This window comes from Paenibacillus sp. DS2015, from assembly GCF_050433705.1.
Taxonomy (GTDB): domain Bacteria; phylum Bacillota; class Bacilli; order Paenibacillales; family Paenibacillaceae; genus Paenibacillus_AQ.
The window spans coordinates 63,542-81,643 of record NZ_JBNPWS010000014.1; the positions used below are offsets into that span (position 1 = coordinate 63,542).

The following is an 18,102-nucleotide window of genomic DNA, read 5'->3' on the forward strand; positions in this document are numbered from 1 at the left end:
GAAAACGGTTTATATTCGGTATATCCAGGCATGCCTGTCATATATATAATCTAGTTTTATTTCATCTTATCTAAGGGGGATTACATATTATGAAACGGAAAACACCAAAGACATTCGCGATGCTTCTCGTAGCAAGTGCACTTCTAGTATCTGCTTGTGGTAACAATGAGACGAGCACGAATAGTAAGACTGCTAAACCGGCTAAGGAGGCAACTTCTACTACGGTTGCTAAGGAAGAGACGAATGATATCACGCCAATTACGTTTACCTTCTTTGGAGGGGATGCTAGCCCGAACTGGAATAACATGAAAGATGATGTAGGCCAAGAGATTATTAAGAAGACTGGCGTTACCATCAATGCCCAATACGATGTGGGTAACGGTGGAGATGATAAAATTTCATTGATGGCTGCCAGTGGTGATTATCCGGATATGGTTTTTCCTAAAAGTAACGTATCTAAATTAGTTGATGCTGGTGCTCTGATCGATATGACGGACTTAATCGAAGAACATGCTCCTAACTTGAAGAAATTATATAGTCAGAACTTGAACCGACTTAAATATAGTACGACTGATGAGGCGATATATACGATCCCTACGAACGGATCAGTAGATCAACAGAACTTTGATGCTACTGGAGGATTTGAAATTCAGCACAGAGTACTCAAAGAGCTTGGGTACCCAGAGATTCGTACTTTAGAGGATTACGAAAACGCTTTAAAGACATATGTAGCTAAATATCCAGAAACAGATGGCTCCAAGACGATTCCATTAACACTAAACGCCGATGATTGGAAGATCATGATTACGGTAACGAATCCTGCATTTGTAGCGACAGGACTTCCAGATGATGGTGAATTCTATATCAACCCAGAGACGTATGAAGCTAAATTGCACTATAAGCGTCCCGAAGAGAAGGAGTACTTCCGTTGGTTGAATCATATGTATAATGAAGGTCTTCTAGACAAAGATTCATTCATTCAAAAGGATGATCAATATCAAGCAAAAATTGCTAGTGGACGTGTTCTTGGTTTGATTAGTCAAGAGTGGGAATATGGGAACGCGGAGAATGCATTGAAAGCACTAGGTAAAGATGAGTATACTTACGCTCACTTCCCAGTAACGATATCTAAGGATATCGTGGATCATTCGATGCAGTCTACGGGATTTGATGGTTATGGAATTGGGATCACAAAGTCCTGTAAAGATCCTGTAAGAGCGATCAAATTCCTAGATTGGATGGCTTCCGAAGAAGGCCAAGTCTTGAGAAACTGGGGATTAGAAGGCAAGCATTATACGATTGAGAATGGGATGCGCACAATTCCAAAAGAGATTCAAGATCGTAAGACGAATGACAATATAGCCTTTACGAAGGAAAGTGGTATTGGTCTTTATTTCGTCTTCAGTGGTCACTATGGTGACGGAGTGAAGGATTCAACAGGTAGCTATTACACAACAAATTTCCCAGAGCAAATTATTGCTTCCTACTCTGATGTTGAGAAAGAATCTTTGAAAGCATACAATGCTACGACTTGGAAGGATCTTTTCCCCGGTGAAGACGAGTTCCCGGTAAAGGTATGGGGAGCAGCATATAACATGTCGGTGCCAAGTGATACGGAATACAGCGTTCTTTACCAAAAAACACAAGATATTATTCGTAAACGGATTCCAGAAGCTATTCTTGCAAAAACAACCGACTTCGATAAAGTTTTTGATGGCATGCTAGCTGAGCTTGACAAGGCGGGTGCTGTGAAGATGGAAGAGGAATATACGGGTTATCTTAAAGACAGAGTTAAATTATGGACTGGTAAATAGTAGGGAGTTCTAAGTTTGAATGATTTTGACAGGGGAGTCCCGAAATCTAGGACTCTCTTTCTATATTATAAGAGTAAATAAGGATATTTCATGAAGTATTCAAACGTCCTCTTCGTTAGGGTATGATAGATTTAATATATTAATATATGAAAGAAAGATAGATAGGAGTCTTAAGTTTATGACGAAGCAAAGAAATCAGCAATGGAAAATGTCGTATCTGGAACCTGCCTCCAAATGGGAGGAGGCCCTTCCACTAGGGAATGGCCGGTTAGGTGCGATGATGTATGGTGGGATCGAGCGAGAAGAATTTCAATTGAATGAAGATACGTTGTGGGCTGGATTCCCTCGAGATACGGCACAATACAACAGCGCCCGTTATTTGGATAAAGTAAGAAGTTTGATTGAAGAGGGGAAGTATACAGAAGCAGAACAGCTCATTAACACAAATATGTTGGGTAAGGATGTTGAAGCGTACCAACCGATGGGTTATATGATTGTGGAACAGGAAGATCTTGTAAACGTGTACAATTATAGTCGTGATTTAGATCTGAATACGGGTATTGCTTCTACATCCTTTAGCAGTGGGATGACAAACTTTACAAGGGAAACATTCATCAGTGCCGTTGATGGAGTCATGAGCGTAGCTTTTAGAGCTCAGGGCTCGGGTAAGATCAATGTAACTGCACGGCTTGAAAGTCCGCATCACCCAGGAATTAGTCATGCTGGAGAGCAGTCATTGATACTTACGGGGCGTTGTCCTAGTCATATCGAGTCTAACTATTTAGGGGACCATCCCCAATCGATACTTTATGAAGAAGGGCTAGGGATTAGCTTCGAGCTTCATGTGCATGCGGTAGTCGAAGGCGGAAGTGTAAACTTTGAGAATAACGCGTTGAGAATTAGAGATGCACAGAGTGTATTGTTCTATCTAACAGCAGCCACTGACTTTGAGAAATATGATGTGATGCCAGGTACATCGGGTAAGAACCTGGGAGAAATATGTACCGCATTACTAGGAGTTGCTTCTTCTAAAGGGCATGAGTTGTTAAAATGCGACCATGTGAAAGACCATGAACAACTATTTGGACGTGTTGATCTATATTTAGGAACAAGTGTCAATCGTAGTCTTCCAACGGATCGGAGGTTGAAGGCATATCAAGAAGGATCCCACGATCCTGAGTTAGAGGCGTTGTACTTCCAATATGGACGGTATTTATTAATGGCTAGTTCACGTCCAGGCACACAGCCTGCTAATTTACAAGGAATATGGAATAACCAAATCGAGCCTCCATGGCATAGTGATTATACAACAAATATTAATACCGAAATGAACTACTGGTTAGCTGAGATTGGTAATCTTAGTGAATGCCATGAGCCATTATTCGATATGATTGAGGATTTAAGACATGCAGGCTCCAGGACTGCTAATATTCAGTATCAAGCACGGGGTTGGACTACGCATCACAATGTGGATATATGGAGACAAACGGCTCCTACAGGTGGTGACGCTAGTTGGGCATTCTGGCCGATGGGTGGGGTATGGTTAACTTCTCATCTGTGGGAGCACTACGTATTCACTCAAGATCACTTCTTTTTGGCAGAGAAAGCTTATCCTGCGATGAAGGGAGCCGCTCTATTCTGTCTAGATTGGCTGGTAGAAGGCTATGAAGGATATTTAGTTACTAATCCATCCACCTCTCCAGAGAATCGATTCCGAACACCGGAAGGTGAGCCATGTAGTGTATCCATGGCAAGTACGATGGACATGACACTGATCCGTGAGCTGTTCACACATTGTTTAGATGCCATAGCGGTATTAGGGATAGATGAAGAGTTAGGTAGAGAAATATTAGTAGCTAAAGATCGGTTATATCCTTTCAAGATTGGTCAACATGGTCAGCTTCAAGAATGGTATCTAGATTTCGAAGAGCATGAGCCAGGGCACCGGCACGTGTCACATTTGTATGGGGTATATCCAGGTCGAGAGATCAATCGTTATGAAACACCAGAGCTTCTAGAGGCAGCCTCTGTTTCGCTAGAACGGCGTATCCAGAATGGCGGTGGGCACACCGGTTGGAGCTGCGCTTGGCTCATTAATCTTTATGCACGTCTTCTAGATAGCAAATCAGCCTATCATTTTGTGCATACCTTACTTGCGCGATCGACACATCCTAACTTATTCGATGACCATCCTCCATTCCAAATTGATGGTAACTTTGGTGGAGCTGCAGGGATGATTGAAATGTTGATACAAAGTCATTTGGGTGAGATTCATTTGCTTCCCGCTCTTCCAGAGGAATGGAGCCAAAGTGGGTATGTCACAGGAGTGAAAGCACGTGGCGGATTTACAATCGATATGGATTGGAAAGAAGCCCAGTTAGTAGGTGTAGGAATTACCTCTGAATATGGTGGCAAATGTACCCTTCGTTCCTACAATCAGTTGATGCTTACCGACGGATCACTTATAGGTGAGCAGGATTCAGAAACAGGTCAATATACTTTACAATTGAATACCTCTGAACACAGTAACTATCAGTTAACAGCAGTGATAGGGGAGTAGGATATCTTTACTGGTATCAGAATGTTGTGAAGAACAATAGGTTGAGACTAGAAAATAGATAAAAGCTATCATCACAATTAGGTTTTTGAACACGAGTGTGGAGTGGTGATCGCTCAAGGAGAACAATCTCAAAGTAATTACTAAATAACTTTTTAATGTTCAACAATAACTGAGATAAGCCGGTATTTATAACCTCGAAGGGGGATGTGAATATCGGTTTTTTTGAAATAAAATTAAAGATTTAATAAATAAGGGTACACAAACGATACCAAATGAACTAAAATGAACTTATATGAACGAATAATTCCAAAAAACTATAACACACAATGAGAGGATTTGAGTAAGAATGGAGAACCGTTATGTATCTCACCCTAATGATGTGAAAGTGTTTAATACGGATCGTTTACGGGAAGAGTTTTTGATAAAAACGTTATTTACAGCAGATGAACTTGTAACCGTGTACACACATGTGGATCGCTTTATCGTGGGTTCAGCAGTGCCTGAGACAAAGGATATTAAACTTGAGGTTAATTTGAAGGATATCGGTACAGATTATTTCCTTGAACGTCGTGAAATTGGGATTATTAATGTAGGTAATAAAGGCACGGTAGTTGTGGATGGAGAAGTTTATGAAGTGGATGCTAAAGAGTGTCTTTATATTGGACTTGGTGTGAAGGAAGTTGTATTTAAAAGCAATAGTGGGTCAGCATCTGCACGCTTCTACTTCAATTCCTCACCTGCACATCAATCATATCCGACTACGAAATCAACTCAAGCTGAGGCTACGCCGAATCATTTAGGAAATATTACTTCATCAAATGAAAGAACTATTTATAAATACATTCATGCTGAAGGAATTCAGAGTTGTCAGCTTGTTATGGGTATGACAGAATTAGAGCCAGGAAATATGTGGAATACAATGCCTAGTCATACACATAATCGCCGCTCTGAAATTTACTTGTACTTCAATCTACCGGAAGACGGTGTCGTATTCCATATGATGGGTGAACCGGATGAGACACGTCACCTAGTTGTGCGTAACGAACAGGCTATCATTTCTCCAAGCTGGTCCATTCACAGTGGTGTGGGTACGAGTAACTATACATTTATTTGGGGAATGGCTGGAGAGAATCAAACGTTCAATGATATGGATGCAGTAGCGATGAAAGAATTACGTTAATAGGATCACGGCCTAGAATTAAGACGAAGTGATAACTAATTGAACAGGATGACAAGTTCATTCTATATAGAAGGCGACGAGCGTATTATGAATCCTTTGAAACGACATGAAGCAATTATGGAGGCCCTGATTACGAGTCAAGAGGTCACCGTGGGAGAATTAAGTGATCTCCTTCAAGTCACGGGTAAAACCGTGCGCGAGGATCTCGCTAAATTAGAAGGTATGGGACTGCTGGTGAGAATTCATGGTGGGGCGATGTTAGCTCAGAATGACCAGTATGGTATTCTCTCTAATAAAGGGGTTACCGATAAACATAACCTAGAAAAGGTAGAGGTTGCTAAACGTGCCCTTCAGTACATCAATCGTGGAGATATTATCGCCTTAGATGGGGGGAGCACCACGCTTGAGATGGCTAAGTTGCTAGAGAATCAGCCATTGACCATCATTACAAATGATTTATTTATTATTCATGAATTGACGAAGAAGGACAGAATTCTACTTGTTGTTCCTGGTGGATCTCGTATTCGCAATGTGTTAGTCAGTCAAGAGGCTGTACGGACGATTACGGAGTTAAATATTCACAAGGCTTTTATATCAGCGACGGCGATTCATCCCGAATTCGGGTTATCGATTTATACAGGTGATTTAGTGCCTTTTAAAAAGGCGCTGATTCAGACAGCCCGGCAAGTATATGGTGTTGTAGATCATAATAAGTTTGGGCAATTTGCTCTGCGTACGTTTGCTAACTGTTCTGAAATGGATGCGATCATAACGAATCGTGCAATTTCAGAAGAAACGGTGGAAGTGTTCAAACGTTCCGGGATTACAATAGATCATAAATCGGTGGGGGTTAAGCATGATGAGCATATTTGATTTAAGTGGGAAAGTAGCTTTGGTAACCGGGGGAGGAAGCGGGCTCGGACAAGGAATGGCGATTGGACTTGCCGAAGCAGGAGCAGATATTATCTCTGTATCTTCTTCAGATAGTAATGGAACAGTACAAGCCGTTGAGAAGCTCGGACGTAAAGCTTACCAGATTCAGGCTGATCTAAGTCAAGAAGATCAATTGGAGAATGTATTTAAGAAGGCGCTAGAATTAGCAGGGAAAGTGGACATTCTGATCAATAATGCAGGAATCATTCGCCGAGTTCCAGCAGCGGATCATCCTGCAAAAGATTGGCATGATGTCATTAATTTGAATTTAAATAGTGTTTTCTTTCTCTGTCAATTAGCTGGGAAACATATGATAGAACGCGGTAGCGGTAAGATCATTAATATAGCTTCTATGTTGACCTATCAGGGTGGTATTAATGTGCCAGGTTATACCGCTAGTAAGCATGCAGTTGCCGGTATTACGAAATCATTCGCTAACGAATGGGCTTCCAAAGGGATTCAGATTAATGCGATTGCACCAGGATATATGGCCACAGACAATACATCGGCTCTCCGCGCTGATGAGGGGCGATCCAATGATATTCTGGCACGAATTCCGGCTTCGCGTTGGGGGACTCCTGAGGACTTGAAGGGGCCAGCCGTATTCTTAGCATCTGCTGCTTCTGATTACTTAAATGGCCATGTCATATGTGTGGATGGCGGATGGATGGCACGCTAACACGAATTGAATTCTAGTTTTAGTTAGTGCATGTGCATAGATGGATTAATCCTGATCGGATAATAGATGGGGTATGGTGATGTTGAAGGAGGTTATAAGATGAAGCTCGGTATACTTGCTCATATCTTTGGTAAACAACCTTGTGCAGATTTAGCTAAGACTGTAGCGGAACACGGATTTACTTCCGTTCAACTTGCGTTAGCTAAAGCTCTATCAGATATCGATTCGTCTAGTGGGAAGCTGAGCCCAGGCTTAGCGAATGAAGTCGGAGAACAGTTCAGCAGACAGGGCGTTAAAATTGCTGTTCTAGGCTGCTATATAAATCCTGTGAATCCTGATGCCGAAGAGCGACGGATTGAACTGAACCGCTTCAAAGAACATATTCGATATGCGCGTGACTTCGGTTGTAGCATGGTGGCTACTGAAACTGGGAGCTGGGCTACCTATAAGCAGACTCATCCAGAAGATTTTGAGGAGAAAGGCTGGCAAGTACTACGCGAAAGTGTAGAGGAGCTAGTGGAAGAAGGTGAGAAATGGGGAGTGAATGTCGCCATTGAGCCTGTGGCTGTCCATACGTTGCATACGACAGAGCATATGCAACGATTGTTTCAGGAAGTTCCCTCTTCTAATCTTGGGATGTTGTTTGATCCGTGTAATCTACTTAAAGTACATCATATCGATGATCAGGAGACTTTCCTACGGCAGGTATTTGACACGTTATATCCCCATATGATCATGATCCATGCTAAAGATCTCGTATTTAACGAGGATGGTAGCAAACAGGACATGGTGGCAGGGGAAGGGCTTCTGAATTATCCTATTTTTATAGAATTATTGAAGAAATACAAACCTCATATCCAGATTTCGCTTGAAGGTGTAACGAAGGATCGAGTTATGGATTCGGCAAACTTTCTAAGACGTGAATGGGATAAAAGGTAAAGGGTTTATAGCTCCATATGTATAGCTTAATTCGAGGAAAAGCAGCCGATAGATGGCTGCTTTTTGTATAAAAAAATCACTGCCATATCCAAATGTAATTATGCATATAAAAATAGTTGGATTAATTCCAAATTCAACCTTTCCAAAGTGATAGAAGTATGAGAGAATATGAGAAATTATAAGGGAGGAATTATTCATGTCAGAGGAAAAGAAGTTATCATTTGAGACGTTAGCCGTACACGCAGGGCAAGAGATTGATCCTACCACTTTTGCAAGAGCAGTGCCCCTATATCAGACAACCTCCTATGGGTTTCGCGATAGTGAACATGCAGCGAATCTATTCGGCCTGCAGGAATTTGGTAACATCTATACAAGAATCATGAATCCTACTACGGATGTATTTGAACAACGCATTGCAGCATTAGAAGGGGGAGCTGGCGCACTTGCCACAGCTTCAGGTCAAGCAGCTATTACATTCTCAATACTGAATATAGCTGGAGCAGGAGATGAGATTGTATCTTCTGCAAGTCTATATGGTGGTACATATAATCTTTTCTCTTCGACCTTCTCGAAACTCGGCATTAAAGTTCACTTCGTTGATTCTAATAATCCTGAGAATTTCCGCGCAGCTATTACGGATAAGACAAAGGCTCTTTATGCAGAAACGATTGGTAATCCTCAAGGTAGCGTACTTGATGTTGAGGCTGTCGCCAAAATTGCCCATGAGTATGGTCTTCCTCTTATTGTAGACAACACGTTTCCAAGTCCATATTTGCTTCGTCCTATTGAATATGGAGCTGATATTGTTGTTCATTCAGCGACGAAATTCATTGGTGGGCATGGAACGTCTATTGGTGGCGTAATTGTCGACGCAGGTAAATTTGATTGGAAAGCTAGTGGTAGATTTCCTGGACTTACGGAACCAGACCCGAGTTACAACGGTGTCGTATATACAGATGCAGTAGGACCTATCGCTTATATTATCAAAGCTCGTGTACAATTGCTCCGCGATCTAGGAGCTTCTATCTCACCATTCAACTCTTGGTTACTGTTGCAAGGGCTAGAAACGCTTCACTTACGTATGGAACGTCATAGTGAGAATGCACTGAACGTAGCTCAATATTTAGAGAATCATGACCAAGTAGAGTGGGTTAGTTACGCAGGTCTACCTAGCCATCCTTCCTATGATTTAGCACAGAAGTATTTGCCAAAAGGAAAAGGAGCTATTCTAACTTTTGGAATTAAGGGTGGAACAGCTGCAGGTCGCAAACTGATTGAAAGTGTTAAGTTATTCTCACACTTAGCTAATGTAGGGGACTCTAAGTCACTCATTATTCACCCTGCCAGCACGACACACGCACAGTTAACTGAACAAGAACAGGTAGCTGCAGGTGTCCGTCCAGAAATGATACGCTTGTCGATTGGAACGGAATCCATTACCGATATCTTGGATGATCTTGAGCAAGCCATTCAGAATAGCCAGCAATAAGTTTATTCTATCCTTCAATACGTTTACTCCGTTCATATTTACACCTTTTTGCTCCGAGTGGAGAGAAAAGGTGTATTTTTTGTTAAATTCAATGGAACGCTCTGTATATTTTGCTATCGGGCTTAATAATCTTAAGTAGAGCGAACAAAAGTTTGATGGGAAAAGAGGGTGGACAGCTGAAATGAAGCGTGAACGGTGTAACCACGACTGCTGCAATTCGGAGGATTTGTTCAAGTCTATTGAGATGAAAGCGTTCTTAACTGAGGTATATTCAGAGCAAGCTGCTGCGGAAGCAGATGAACGCTATCTAGGACAGAATCAATCATCCCCCTATAGGAAGGGCAGTTTATATCGGACACATGATGAACGAGAAGATCGAGCGTGTACCCTTCCTGAAGTAGTCTCGCTTGTAGAATGGGTCGAGTTAGGCGCATTATCACGCGAAGAGGCGCTGTTGTGTACAGATGCCGTCTATATTGGCGAAGTTTTACGACAAGCAGTACATCTACAGCAGTCTAAGGTATCCATTGTACCAGGTGATCCTACTGTACCTACAGCACCGGAACGCTTGCTCCAATGGAGTGATGAAGTGAGACATTTGCGAGTATTTGCTAATGGAGTAACACCACAGGCTGCTCAGCTAGGTAAGATGCTAGGGGCTGTTGGACTGGGAATAGTACGCTGCACGGACTTACTTCTCACAGATGATGTGAGAGAGTTATTACCAACTTGTCTTGTATCGAGAGATGAGCAGATCTCTAAGTCAATGCATCAGCGGTTGTTAGGTCTATTCCAAGAGCAGTGGAGTTCCCTATTGTATGAATTAGACGGTGCCCCGATGACGGTCAGTTTACGTTCGCCTTCAGACAGTGAAATAGAGCCTTATTCTTTGAATAGCCTCCAGGATATTCAGTTAGAGGCACTTTTTAGGGCTATATTACGCTGTGAACAACAGGGAGAAGACTATACGTTAGATCTTGTAGTACCGAATCCAATAAGCGGGGAACAATTTGCAGCAAGTATTGATTTCATCGATCAAGTGGCAGAACAAACTTTATGTCATATGCATCGTCAAGTGAAATACCGAGTGGGTGTATTTGTGACTGAGAATATATGTCCAGAAACAGTGGTTACTCTGGCACGTTATACGAATCTATTAGTATTGGAGTGGAAGGAACGAATAATTGATCCTAATGTAGATTCCACTGTTCAGATAAGCATATCCGGCAGTTTGTTAGAGATGGAAACACTGCGCAATGTACGCAGAATAAAGCCATTCATTAAGATTCGCATGGTAGGTAATTTAAACGCTACTGATTTACCGGCTATGTATCAGCTTGGAATGGATGAAGTCAGCTGTAATGTGAAGGAACTACCAAGTGTTCGTTTAAGCGCGGCACAGTGGGAGTTAACAGAGAGTGTTGCTGAATTGCAAAGTCATCATGGACTGTAGGGACTTGATTTAGACAATAGATTTACCGGAGATGAGCGAAGGAGTCTTCTTTGAGACTTCTTGGCTTATTTTATTTGCTCTTTGTATATTACCCATGTTGATGATTGTTTGACGACAATAAAGGCTTAGACTGCCACTATTTCAAGTACTTTAACAAGATGGAAGTAAATTCGAAAGGGTGTTCCAAATGCGGATAATGACCACTATTTTGTATAGTAACCTGAGAAGCTGATTGTACTTCCTCTTGTAAAATCTTGCACGCTTTTTTGTTAAATGGATGATCATTCTCAGCATCTATAATTAACATTGGTTTGATAATTTCTTTAAGACGATGAATAGCATATGGGCTAAGTGGCTGTTGCAAAGACGGCTTGCTATTGTAAAAACCTGAATTGTTGATATACATTTCTCTAAATAGCTGTTGGCGATCCGCTGCTTTTGGAATCATGTAACTCCAAAACTTTCTATTGAGGAGAATATCGACAGCCTTTTCGATGCCGATTCTCTGCACTCTTAAATAATCCCCGATTCCTTCCCATCTCATCCGAAAAGGATACTTCATACCGTGGATAGACGGCGCAACAAGGATCAACTTATTTACATATTGGGGATAGGCTAGAGTGAAATCTATAGCAGCAGCCCCACCAAAAGAAGAGGCTACAATATGGGTGTTGGAAACCCCATAATAGTCCAAGACACCTTTAATATCCTCATAATAGGAAAATGGAGAAGTAGGTTCTGAACTATGCCCGTATCCCCTCTGATCATAACGTATAACGTGATATTGCTGTGATATATCTTCTACGTGTTCGTCCCATATGGTTAGATTAGAATATCCCCCATGAAGCAGAAGCACAGTATCTCCTTGTCCTTGATTGGATACATGAAGTTTCGCACCATTGATTTCACAAATATTAGAAAGGGTCATGAAGATTCCCCTTTCTTGCTTCTAGCGAGTGTAGAGCTTCCTTACACCATTCTATTCGGGCTTCTGTTGAGACCACGCCGTACCTTAATGTGAGAAACCAAGTTGGATAATGCTCTTGCTGATATTTTTCCCTCAGATTGTGTTCTTGTGATTGAAGAGAAGTCAATGAAAACTCTAATTCGGAAATTTCTCTTTCTAACAAAGAAAGGATGATTTGATCTTCATGGGGTGTTGCGAAGGATATCCTTAATAGTAGTTCATCCCGATAGTTCATTGGACTGACTGGTTCAGTAAGCCAACTTAAGAAAGCGGCTTGTCCTTTTGCTGTAAGCTGATAGATTATCTTTTTCCTCGGATCATTTGCGTCAAGTGGTTCTGCATAGCCATGCCGAACAATCTCCTTCAACATAGGATAAATTTGCCCATAACTTTCGCTCCAGAAATATCGGAGAGACTCGTTGAATTGCTTCCGTATGTCATAACCCGACTGTGAACCTTTTGTTAAAATACCTAAAATGGCATATAAAGTATTGTTATTTCTTTTCAATTTATGTCCTCCAATACATCTGATAGATATATATATATATTATTTAATGTTACCTAAATTGTCAATAATTAACTAATTATTCTGCGAGGAGCTTAATGATGTACATCATTGTACGGTTTATTTTGTATTAATTAGTACATAGATCATTTACTTTGAGGCAAGGTCAGCATATAATGAAAGCATAAGTTGCTTCAAGGAAAGATAATTGCATAGATGCAAGAAATGAGTATCATTCTCATTTAAACAAGCTGCTCCGGGTCACTCGGAGCAGCTTGTGCCATTTTTAGGGGAGTAATAATGGATCTCATTATCAATAAGGAGGGTGTCTAATCATGCAAAATGAATACAAGGCTTCAACGATGGTGAGTACTGCCAGTCGCAAAATGATCAAACAACCTAATCCTCGGAATCAGAGAAAATTCGATTTACGGGGTATGCTTCGCAATACAGAAATGCTCGCTGCTTTGAGTAGTGGGGCGCTTACGCTGATCGCATGGTCAGTAGGACCGTGGTCTGATATCCTGTCGGTTCTCATCTATGTGATCGCCTATACGTTGGGAGGATGGGTTAAGGCTAAGGAAGGTGTTCAGACTCTCATACAAGAGCATGATCTGGATGTGAATTTACTGATGATTGCAGCAGCCATGGGGGCAGCAACGATAGGATATTGGAATGAAGGTGCGTTATTAATCTTTATATTTGCCTTAAGTGGTGCTTTGGAGAGTTATACCATGGAACGGAGTAAGAAGGATATTTCTTCGCTAATGGCACTGAAACCAGAGACGGCCATTCTGATTGAGAATGGCACAATGACAGAGGTACCTATTGGTCAGCTTCAAGTTGGAGATTTATTTCTTGTGAAGCCAGGTGAGTTAATCTCAGCAGATGGTCAAATTCAGCGAGGGTATTCAGCTATAAATCAGGCGTCCATTACAGGTGAAGCACATCCAGTAGACAAAACAACGGGTGATGAAGTGTTCGCAGGTACGCTGAATGGCGAAGGTGTGTTATATGTTGAAGTAACAAAGACTGCCGAAGATACTGTTTTTGCCAAAATTATTAGGTTAGTGGAGGAAGCAGAGAGTGAAGTCCCCGATTCACAGCGTTTTATCAAACGATTTGAATCGATCTATGCACGTATTGTAGTTCTTGTAACCGTAGTAGTGATTGGGCTCGCTCCGTTGGTGTTAGGCTGGACTTGGGGGAATTCCTTCTATAAGGCAATGGTGTTCCTCGTTGTGGCATCTCCCTGTGCATTAGTCTCTTCCATAATGCCAGCTATGTTGTCTGCAATATCCAATCGGGCACGTAGAGGGATTCTTTTTAAAGGTGGAGCCCATGTGGAGAATATGGCGCTAACTTCCGTAGTGGCTTTTGACAAGACAGGAACACTTACGATGGGGACACCACAGGTGACGGATTTTATCGCTTGCGATGGGTATGACCGACATGAATTACTATCGATTTGTGCTTCTGTGGAGCAATTGTCTGAACATCCGCTGGCTAAGGCCATTCTGCGAAGAGCAGAGGAAGAGGGAGTGACATTGAAGCTCGCTGATTCGGCTCAGGCGTTGACGGGATGGGGGATTGAAGCTGAGGTAGAAGGTAAGAAGTGGAGAATAGGCAAGAGTAATATCATGGACGGATCATCGATGCAATCAGAATGGGTCGACCATCGGAATCGCCTTATGTCAGAAGGGAAGACTGTCTCAGTTATCATGGATGAGGACCGGATAGTAGGCATGGTAGCTCTGAAGGATTTGATTAGGCCGCAGGCGGTAAGAGCAGTGAAATCTTTGCAAGCTTTAGGCATTCGTGTAGCGATGCTGACTGGAGACCATATAGATACAGCTCGAGTAATCGGAGAGCAGATGGGTGTAGATGATATCTATGCCGATTTATTACCAGAGGATAAGGTGAATCATGTCAAACAAATGCGGGAGAAATACGGTCATGTGGTCATGGTAGGAGATGGGATCAATGATGCACCAGCACTAGCTACAGCAACGGTTGGTATAGGGATGGGTATGAACGGAAGTGGTACAGCATTAGAGGTGGCGGATGTCGTTCTTATGAACGATAATATTGAAGAGATTGCGAGTACAATAACACTTGCTAGACGAGCACAGAGAATCATTAAGCAGAATATAGTGTTCGCGATCAGTGTGATCCTGCTGCTGATAACAAGTAACTTTGTTACGAATATCCCACTACCCTTTGGTGTCATTGGTCATGAAGGAAGTACAATCCTGGTTATTCTGAATGGACTGCGACTCCTTAGATGATTTTTATTAAATTGTTCACAATTTAGTTGCATGAATGTATACTATGTTATTGACAGCTTCCCTGTTATGGATCATAATAGCTTTTATATAATAATCATTTTAATTAAGGTTCTATCATACTTTAGAGATCCATGGAAAATAGGAGGAACTAACATGTACAAATCTATTATTGTTGGAACAGGTCCAGCAGGTCTTACAGCAGCTATTTACTTAGCGCGTGCAAATATGAATCCACTCGTCATTGAAGGTCCGCAACCAGGTGGGCAATTGACTACAACGACTGAAATTGAGAACTTCCCGGGTTTCCCTGATGGTATCATGGGCCCTGAACTTATGGATCAAATGCGTAAACAAGCGGAGCGCTTTGGTGCAGAATTCCGTACTGGTTGGGTAAATAGTGTAGATATGGAGAATCGCCCATTCAAGCTGAATGTAGAAGGTTTGGGTGAGCTAGTGACGGATACGCTGATTCTTTCAACAGGGGCAACAGCGAAGTATTTAGGGATTGCTGGTGAGCAGGAAAACATTGGACGTGGCGTAAGTACATGTGCCACATGTGACGGATTCTTCTTCCGTGGGAAAGAGATTGTGGTCATAGGTGGGGGAGACTCGGCACTAGAAGAAGCCAACTTCCTAACACGGTTCGCTACAAAAGTTACGTTAGTTCATCGTCGTGATGAATTACGTGCATCCAAGATTATGCAGGATCGCGCTCGTGCCAATAGTAAGATTGAGTGGGCATTGAACCGCGCCCCGCAAGAAGTCGTGGCTGGTGCAAGTGGCGTAAAAGGACTCAAAGTGTTTAATAATGAGTCTGGTGAAGAGGAATATATTGAGGCAAGTGGCGTGTTTGTAGCCATTGGTCACCACCCGAATACAGGATTTCTAGGTGGGCGCATTACAACGGATGAGAATGGGTATATTGTTGTACAACCGGGTACTACAGAGACGAATATCCCTGGTGTATTTGCTTGTGGTGACGTTCAAGATACGCGCTATAAACAAGCGATCACTGCCGCAGGTAGTGGATGTATGGCTGCCATGGATTGTGAGAAGTATTTAGAGAGCTTAGAGCATAATAAGGTTGCGTTGTAACAGGGCCGATTTTATGCTTTACAATAAACGAAGTTTAACGATTTCGACCTTTGTTTATTGTATTTAATTTAGATTATAATTAATGCAATGAATTAAATAATATCTTTGAAGAGGAGACTTTTAACATGGATAACGTTATTGTATATACAAGCTCAAATTGCCCTCACTGCAAACAAGTGAAAGGGTATCTAGGAGACAAAGGAATTCAGTTCGAAGAGCGCAACATTGAAGAAAATGATGAATTTGCTCAGCAAGTATGGGATATGGGGCTTAGAGCAGTTCCGGTAACTGTTATCGGGGAGCACCGTATTGTGGGAATGAATATGACACAATTCAAGAAAGCCTTGGATCCAGAAGCATAAGAAACATAATATAAATGCGTGATCAAAAGATGACTTTTTTGAACAACCTTTATAAGAGGCCTAATAGCTTATACCCAGAAAATATAAACACGAAGAGGCCGTAACTTCTATCTACAAGAAGTTACGGCCTCTTCGTGTTACGAAGCCTCATTAATAAATATGCGACTTGAGTTGTTTCGCTGATGTGATGATAGCCTTATGTGATATCAATAGAATATTAACATGATGATCTGGAATACTACGTAAGCTCCTATACCTGAACCAATAAGCATTAACCCGGATTTACGCTTAGCTTGAAACAAACGCAATACCCCGAGGCTGAATAAAGGAGCAATTACGACTAAGAATAATAACACGGTCACGAACATTTGCGCCGAAATATTGGATGTATCAACGTAAGTCACGGATCTTCTCTCCATTTCTTTATTGCGGATTCATTAATACCGATTTCTGGAATAGATATCATGTGCATGCAATGATTAATGTCATATTCGATAATACTATTATAGCGAAATCAACCTCAAATGACAGGAATAAAGAGGGCAAAATGCGACGAATTTACGTCGATTTCCAAATGTTTGATTCATTCTAATTCTATTGAGAAACCCGAATACGCCCCAAAAACTGAGATACGGCAGCATATGAAGCTCCAATCATAGCTGAGCGACTACCAAGAGATGAGAATTGAATCTGTAGCTGCTGCCTGTGATAAGGTAAGGTTCGTTCTGCGACAATGGCTTGAATGGAGGGCTCAAGCCACTGCTTAGCTGCTGATAGGGGCCCCCCAATGATGACCCGTTCAGGATTGAAACTATTTACAATATTCGTTATTCCAATGCCTAAATAGCGTCCAATTTCTTCATACAGCGCAAGTGTGCTTTTCTCGTGTTCTTGTGCATATTGGATCAGTTCTCTAGTAGATTGAGCTGGTAATTTCCTGGATGGATCTAGATAAGTTAGCTCTGAAGCATATAACTCCCAGCAACCACGATTTCCACAGGAACAGATGCGACCATCAGCTTCAATCGTCATATGACCTGTTTCACCCGCATACCCAGAGGAGCCTTTATATAGCTCGCCAGTGAAAATAATACCTGAGCCAATCCCCATACCTGCACTGATATAAATTAAATGTTGTACATCCACGCCTGCGCCGTAATGTAGTTCCCCTTGGGCACCAGCGTTAGCTTCATTGTCAATGGTCACATGGATACCGAAGGTTTCTTCAAGTAGTGACTTGAGAGGGACATTCTCCCATTCCAAGTTTGGTGCAAACAACACCGTTCCATCTTCCGCGACCATACCTGGGACACCGACGCCAATGCCTACAATGCCGTGTGGGGATTCAGGTGCTAATCGTATTAAAGAAAGAATGAGTTCTTTCATTCTCTCTAGCACATAGGGAAGATCATGATGACTTAGGGCGAAGCTCTGTTCTGCAATAATGTGGTCTTCTAGGTCCGTTAAGATACCATTCAGATGAGTGACGCTGAGTTCTATACCTATGGCATGTCCAGCACCACGGTTAAAGAGTAGCATTGTCGGTTTGCGTCCGCCGCTAGACTGGCCTGGACCAATCTCTTGTACTAAGTGGTTATCGATTAATTCAAGCACGAGATTGGACACCGTAGCCTTATTAAGACCCGTTATTTCGGATACTCGCACTCTAGATAGAGGGTTATGTTGACGAATCGTATCGAGCACAATCGACTTATTAATTTTTTTGACTAGAGCTTGATCACCCGTGATTTTCATATAAAATTCACACATCCTTTAGTAGCTACGATATAGAACAAACAACTTAGTTTAACCAATAGACAAAGTATAACAGATATGAT

General features: G+C 41.9%; 15 protein-coding genes. 11 read left to right on the forward strand and 4 right to left on the reverse strand.

From position 1 onward, the window contains the following. The first annotated feature begins 89 nt into the window (after positions 1 to 89). The 8 genes from J2T13_RS13695 (at position 90) to J2T13_RS13730 (ending at position 11,047) form a co-directional block, all read left to right on the forward strand. Positions 90 to 1,814, forward strand: coding sequence for an ABC transporter substrate-binding protein (locus tag J2T13_RS13695; protein ID WP_429372123.1), 1,725 nt, complete (start codon positions 90 to 92; stop codon positions 1,812 to 1,814). Positions 1,815 to 1,992: 178 nt separating this feature from the next. After that, positions 1,993 to 4,374 carry a glycoside hydrolase family 95 protein gene (locus tag J2T13_RS13700; protein WP_429372125.1) on the forward strand — a complete coding sequence of 794 codons (2,382 nt, stop codon included), beginning with the start codon at positions 1,993 to 1,995 and terminating at the stop codon, positions 4,372 to 4,374. A 346-nt stretch (positions 4,375 to 4,720) separates the two neighbouring features. Continuing rightward, positions 4,721 to 5,554, forward strand: a complete 834-nt coding sequence (gene kduI / locus J2T13_RS13705) for a 5-dehydro-4-deoxy-D-glucuronate isomerase (protein ID WP_429372127.1) — start codon at positions 4,721 to 4,723, stop codon at positions 5,552 to 5,554. 87 nt (positions 5,555 to 5,641) lie between these two features. Next, complete coding sequence (locus tag J2T13_RS13710) at positions 5,642 to 6,427, forward strand: DeoR/GlpR family DNA-binding transcription regulator (protein ID WP_429372259.1); 786 nt, start codon at positions 5,642 to 5,644, stop codon at positions 6,425 to 6,427. Continuing rightward, positions 6,414 to 7,166, forward strand: a complete 753-nt coding sequence (kduD, locus tag J2T13_RS13715; RefSeq protein WP_429372261.1) for a 2-dehydro-3-deoxy-D-gluconate 5-dehydrogenase KduD — start codon at positions 6,414 to 6,416, stop codon at positions 7,164 to 7,166. Before J2T13_RS13710 ends, kduD begins: the two co-directional genes overlap by 14 nt. Positions 7,167 to 7,265: 99 nt before the next feature. Next, complete coding sequence (locus tag J2T13_RS13720; protein WP_429372129.1) at positions 7,266 to 8,105, forward strand: sugar phosphate isomerase/epimerase family protein; 840 nt, start codon at positions 7,266 to 7,268, stop codon at positions 8,103 to 8,105. A gap of 196 nt (positions 8,106 to 8,301) precedes the next feature. Next, a complete protein-coding gene (locus J2T13_RS13725) occupies positions 8,302 to 9,594 on the forward strand; it encodes a homocysteine synthase (RefSeq protein WP_429372131.1) in 1,293 nt (430 codons plus the stop codon). A gap of 181 nt (positions 9,595 to 9,775) precedes the next feature. Then, a complete protein-coding gene (locus J2T13_RS13730) occupies positions 9,776 to 11,047 on the forward strand; it encodes a hypothetical protein (protein WP_429372133.1) in 1,272 nt (423 codons plus the stop codon). A gap of 136 nt (positions 11,048 to 11,183) precedes the next feature. Here J2T13_RS13730 and J2T13_RS13735 read toward each other — a convergent pair whose 3' ends face one another. Beyond that, positions 11,184 to 11,975, reverse strand: coding sequence for an alpha/beta fold hydrolase (locus J2T13_RS13735; protein WP_429372135.1), 792 nt, complete (start codon positions 11,973 to 11,975; stop codon positions 11,184 to 11,186). Next, positions 11,962 to 12,522, reverse strand: a complete 561-nt coding sequence (locus J2T13_RS13740) for a PadR family transcriptional regulator (RefSeq protein WP_429372137.1) — start codon at positions 12,520 to 12,522, stop codon at positions 11,962 to 11,964. Before J2T13_RS13740 ends, J2T13_RS13735 begins: the two co-directional genes overlap by 14 nt. Positions 12,523 to 12,881: 359 nt before the next feature. On the opposite strand from J2T13_RS13740, the gene J2T13_RS13745 reads away from it, so the two are divergent. The 3 genes from J2T13_RS13745 (at position 12,882) to J2T13_RS13755 (ending at position 16,264) form a co-directional block, all read left to right on the forward strand. Further along, positions 12,882 to 14,807, forward strand: a complete 1,926-nt coding sequence (locus tag J2T13_RS13745) for a heavy metal translocating P-type ATPase (RefSeq protein ID WP_429372263.1) — start codon at positions 12,882 to 12,884, stop codon at positions 14,805 to 14,807. A 153-nt stretch (positions 14,808 to 14,960) separates the two neighbouring features. Then, positions 14,961 to 15,902 carry a thioredoxin-disulfide reductase gene (gene trxB, locus J2T13_RS13750; RefSeq protein ID WP_429372139.1) on the forward strand — a complete coding sequence of 314 codons (942 nt, stop codon included), beginning with the start codon at positions 14,961 to 14,963 and terminating at the stop codon, positions 15,900 to 15,902. 125 nt (positions 15,903 to 16,027) lie between these two features. Then, positions 16,028 to 16,264: a glutaredoxin family protein gene (locus J2T13_RS13755; RefSeq protein ID WP_429372141.1), complete on the forward strand. Its 237-nt coding sequence runs from the start codon at positions 16,028 to 16,030 to the stop codon at positions 16,262 to 16,264. Between the two features lie 206 nt (positions 16,265 to 16,470). On the opposite strand, the gene J2T13_RS13760 is transcribed toward J2T13_RS13755, so the two are convergent. After that, positions 16,471 to 16,668 carry a hypothetical protein gene (locus J2T13_RS13760; protein ID WP_429372265.1) on the reverse strand — a complete coding sequence of 66 codons (198 nt, stop codon included), beginning with the start codon at positions 16,666 to 16,668 and terminating at the stop codon, positions 16,471 to 16,473. 190 nt (positions 16,669 to 16,858) lie between these two features. Beyond that, the gene (locus J2T13_RS13765; protein ID WP_429372143.1) at positions 16,859 to 18,019 is read right to left on the reverse strand and encodes an ROK family protein; all 1,161 of its coding nucleotides are present in this window, start codon (positions 18,017 to 18,019) and stop codon (positions 16,859 to 16,861) included. Positions 18,020 to 18,102: the final 83 nt, after the last annotated feature.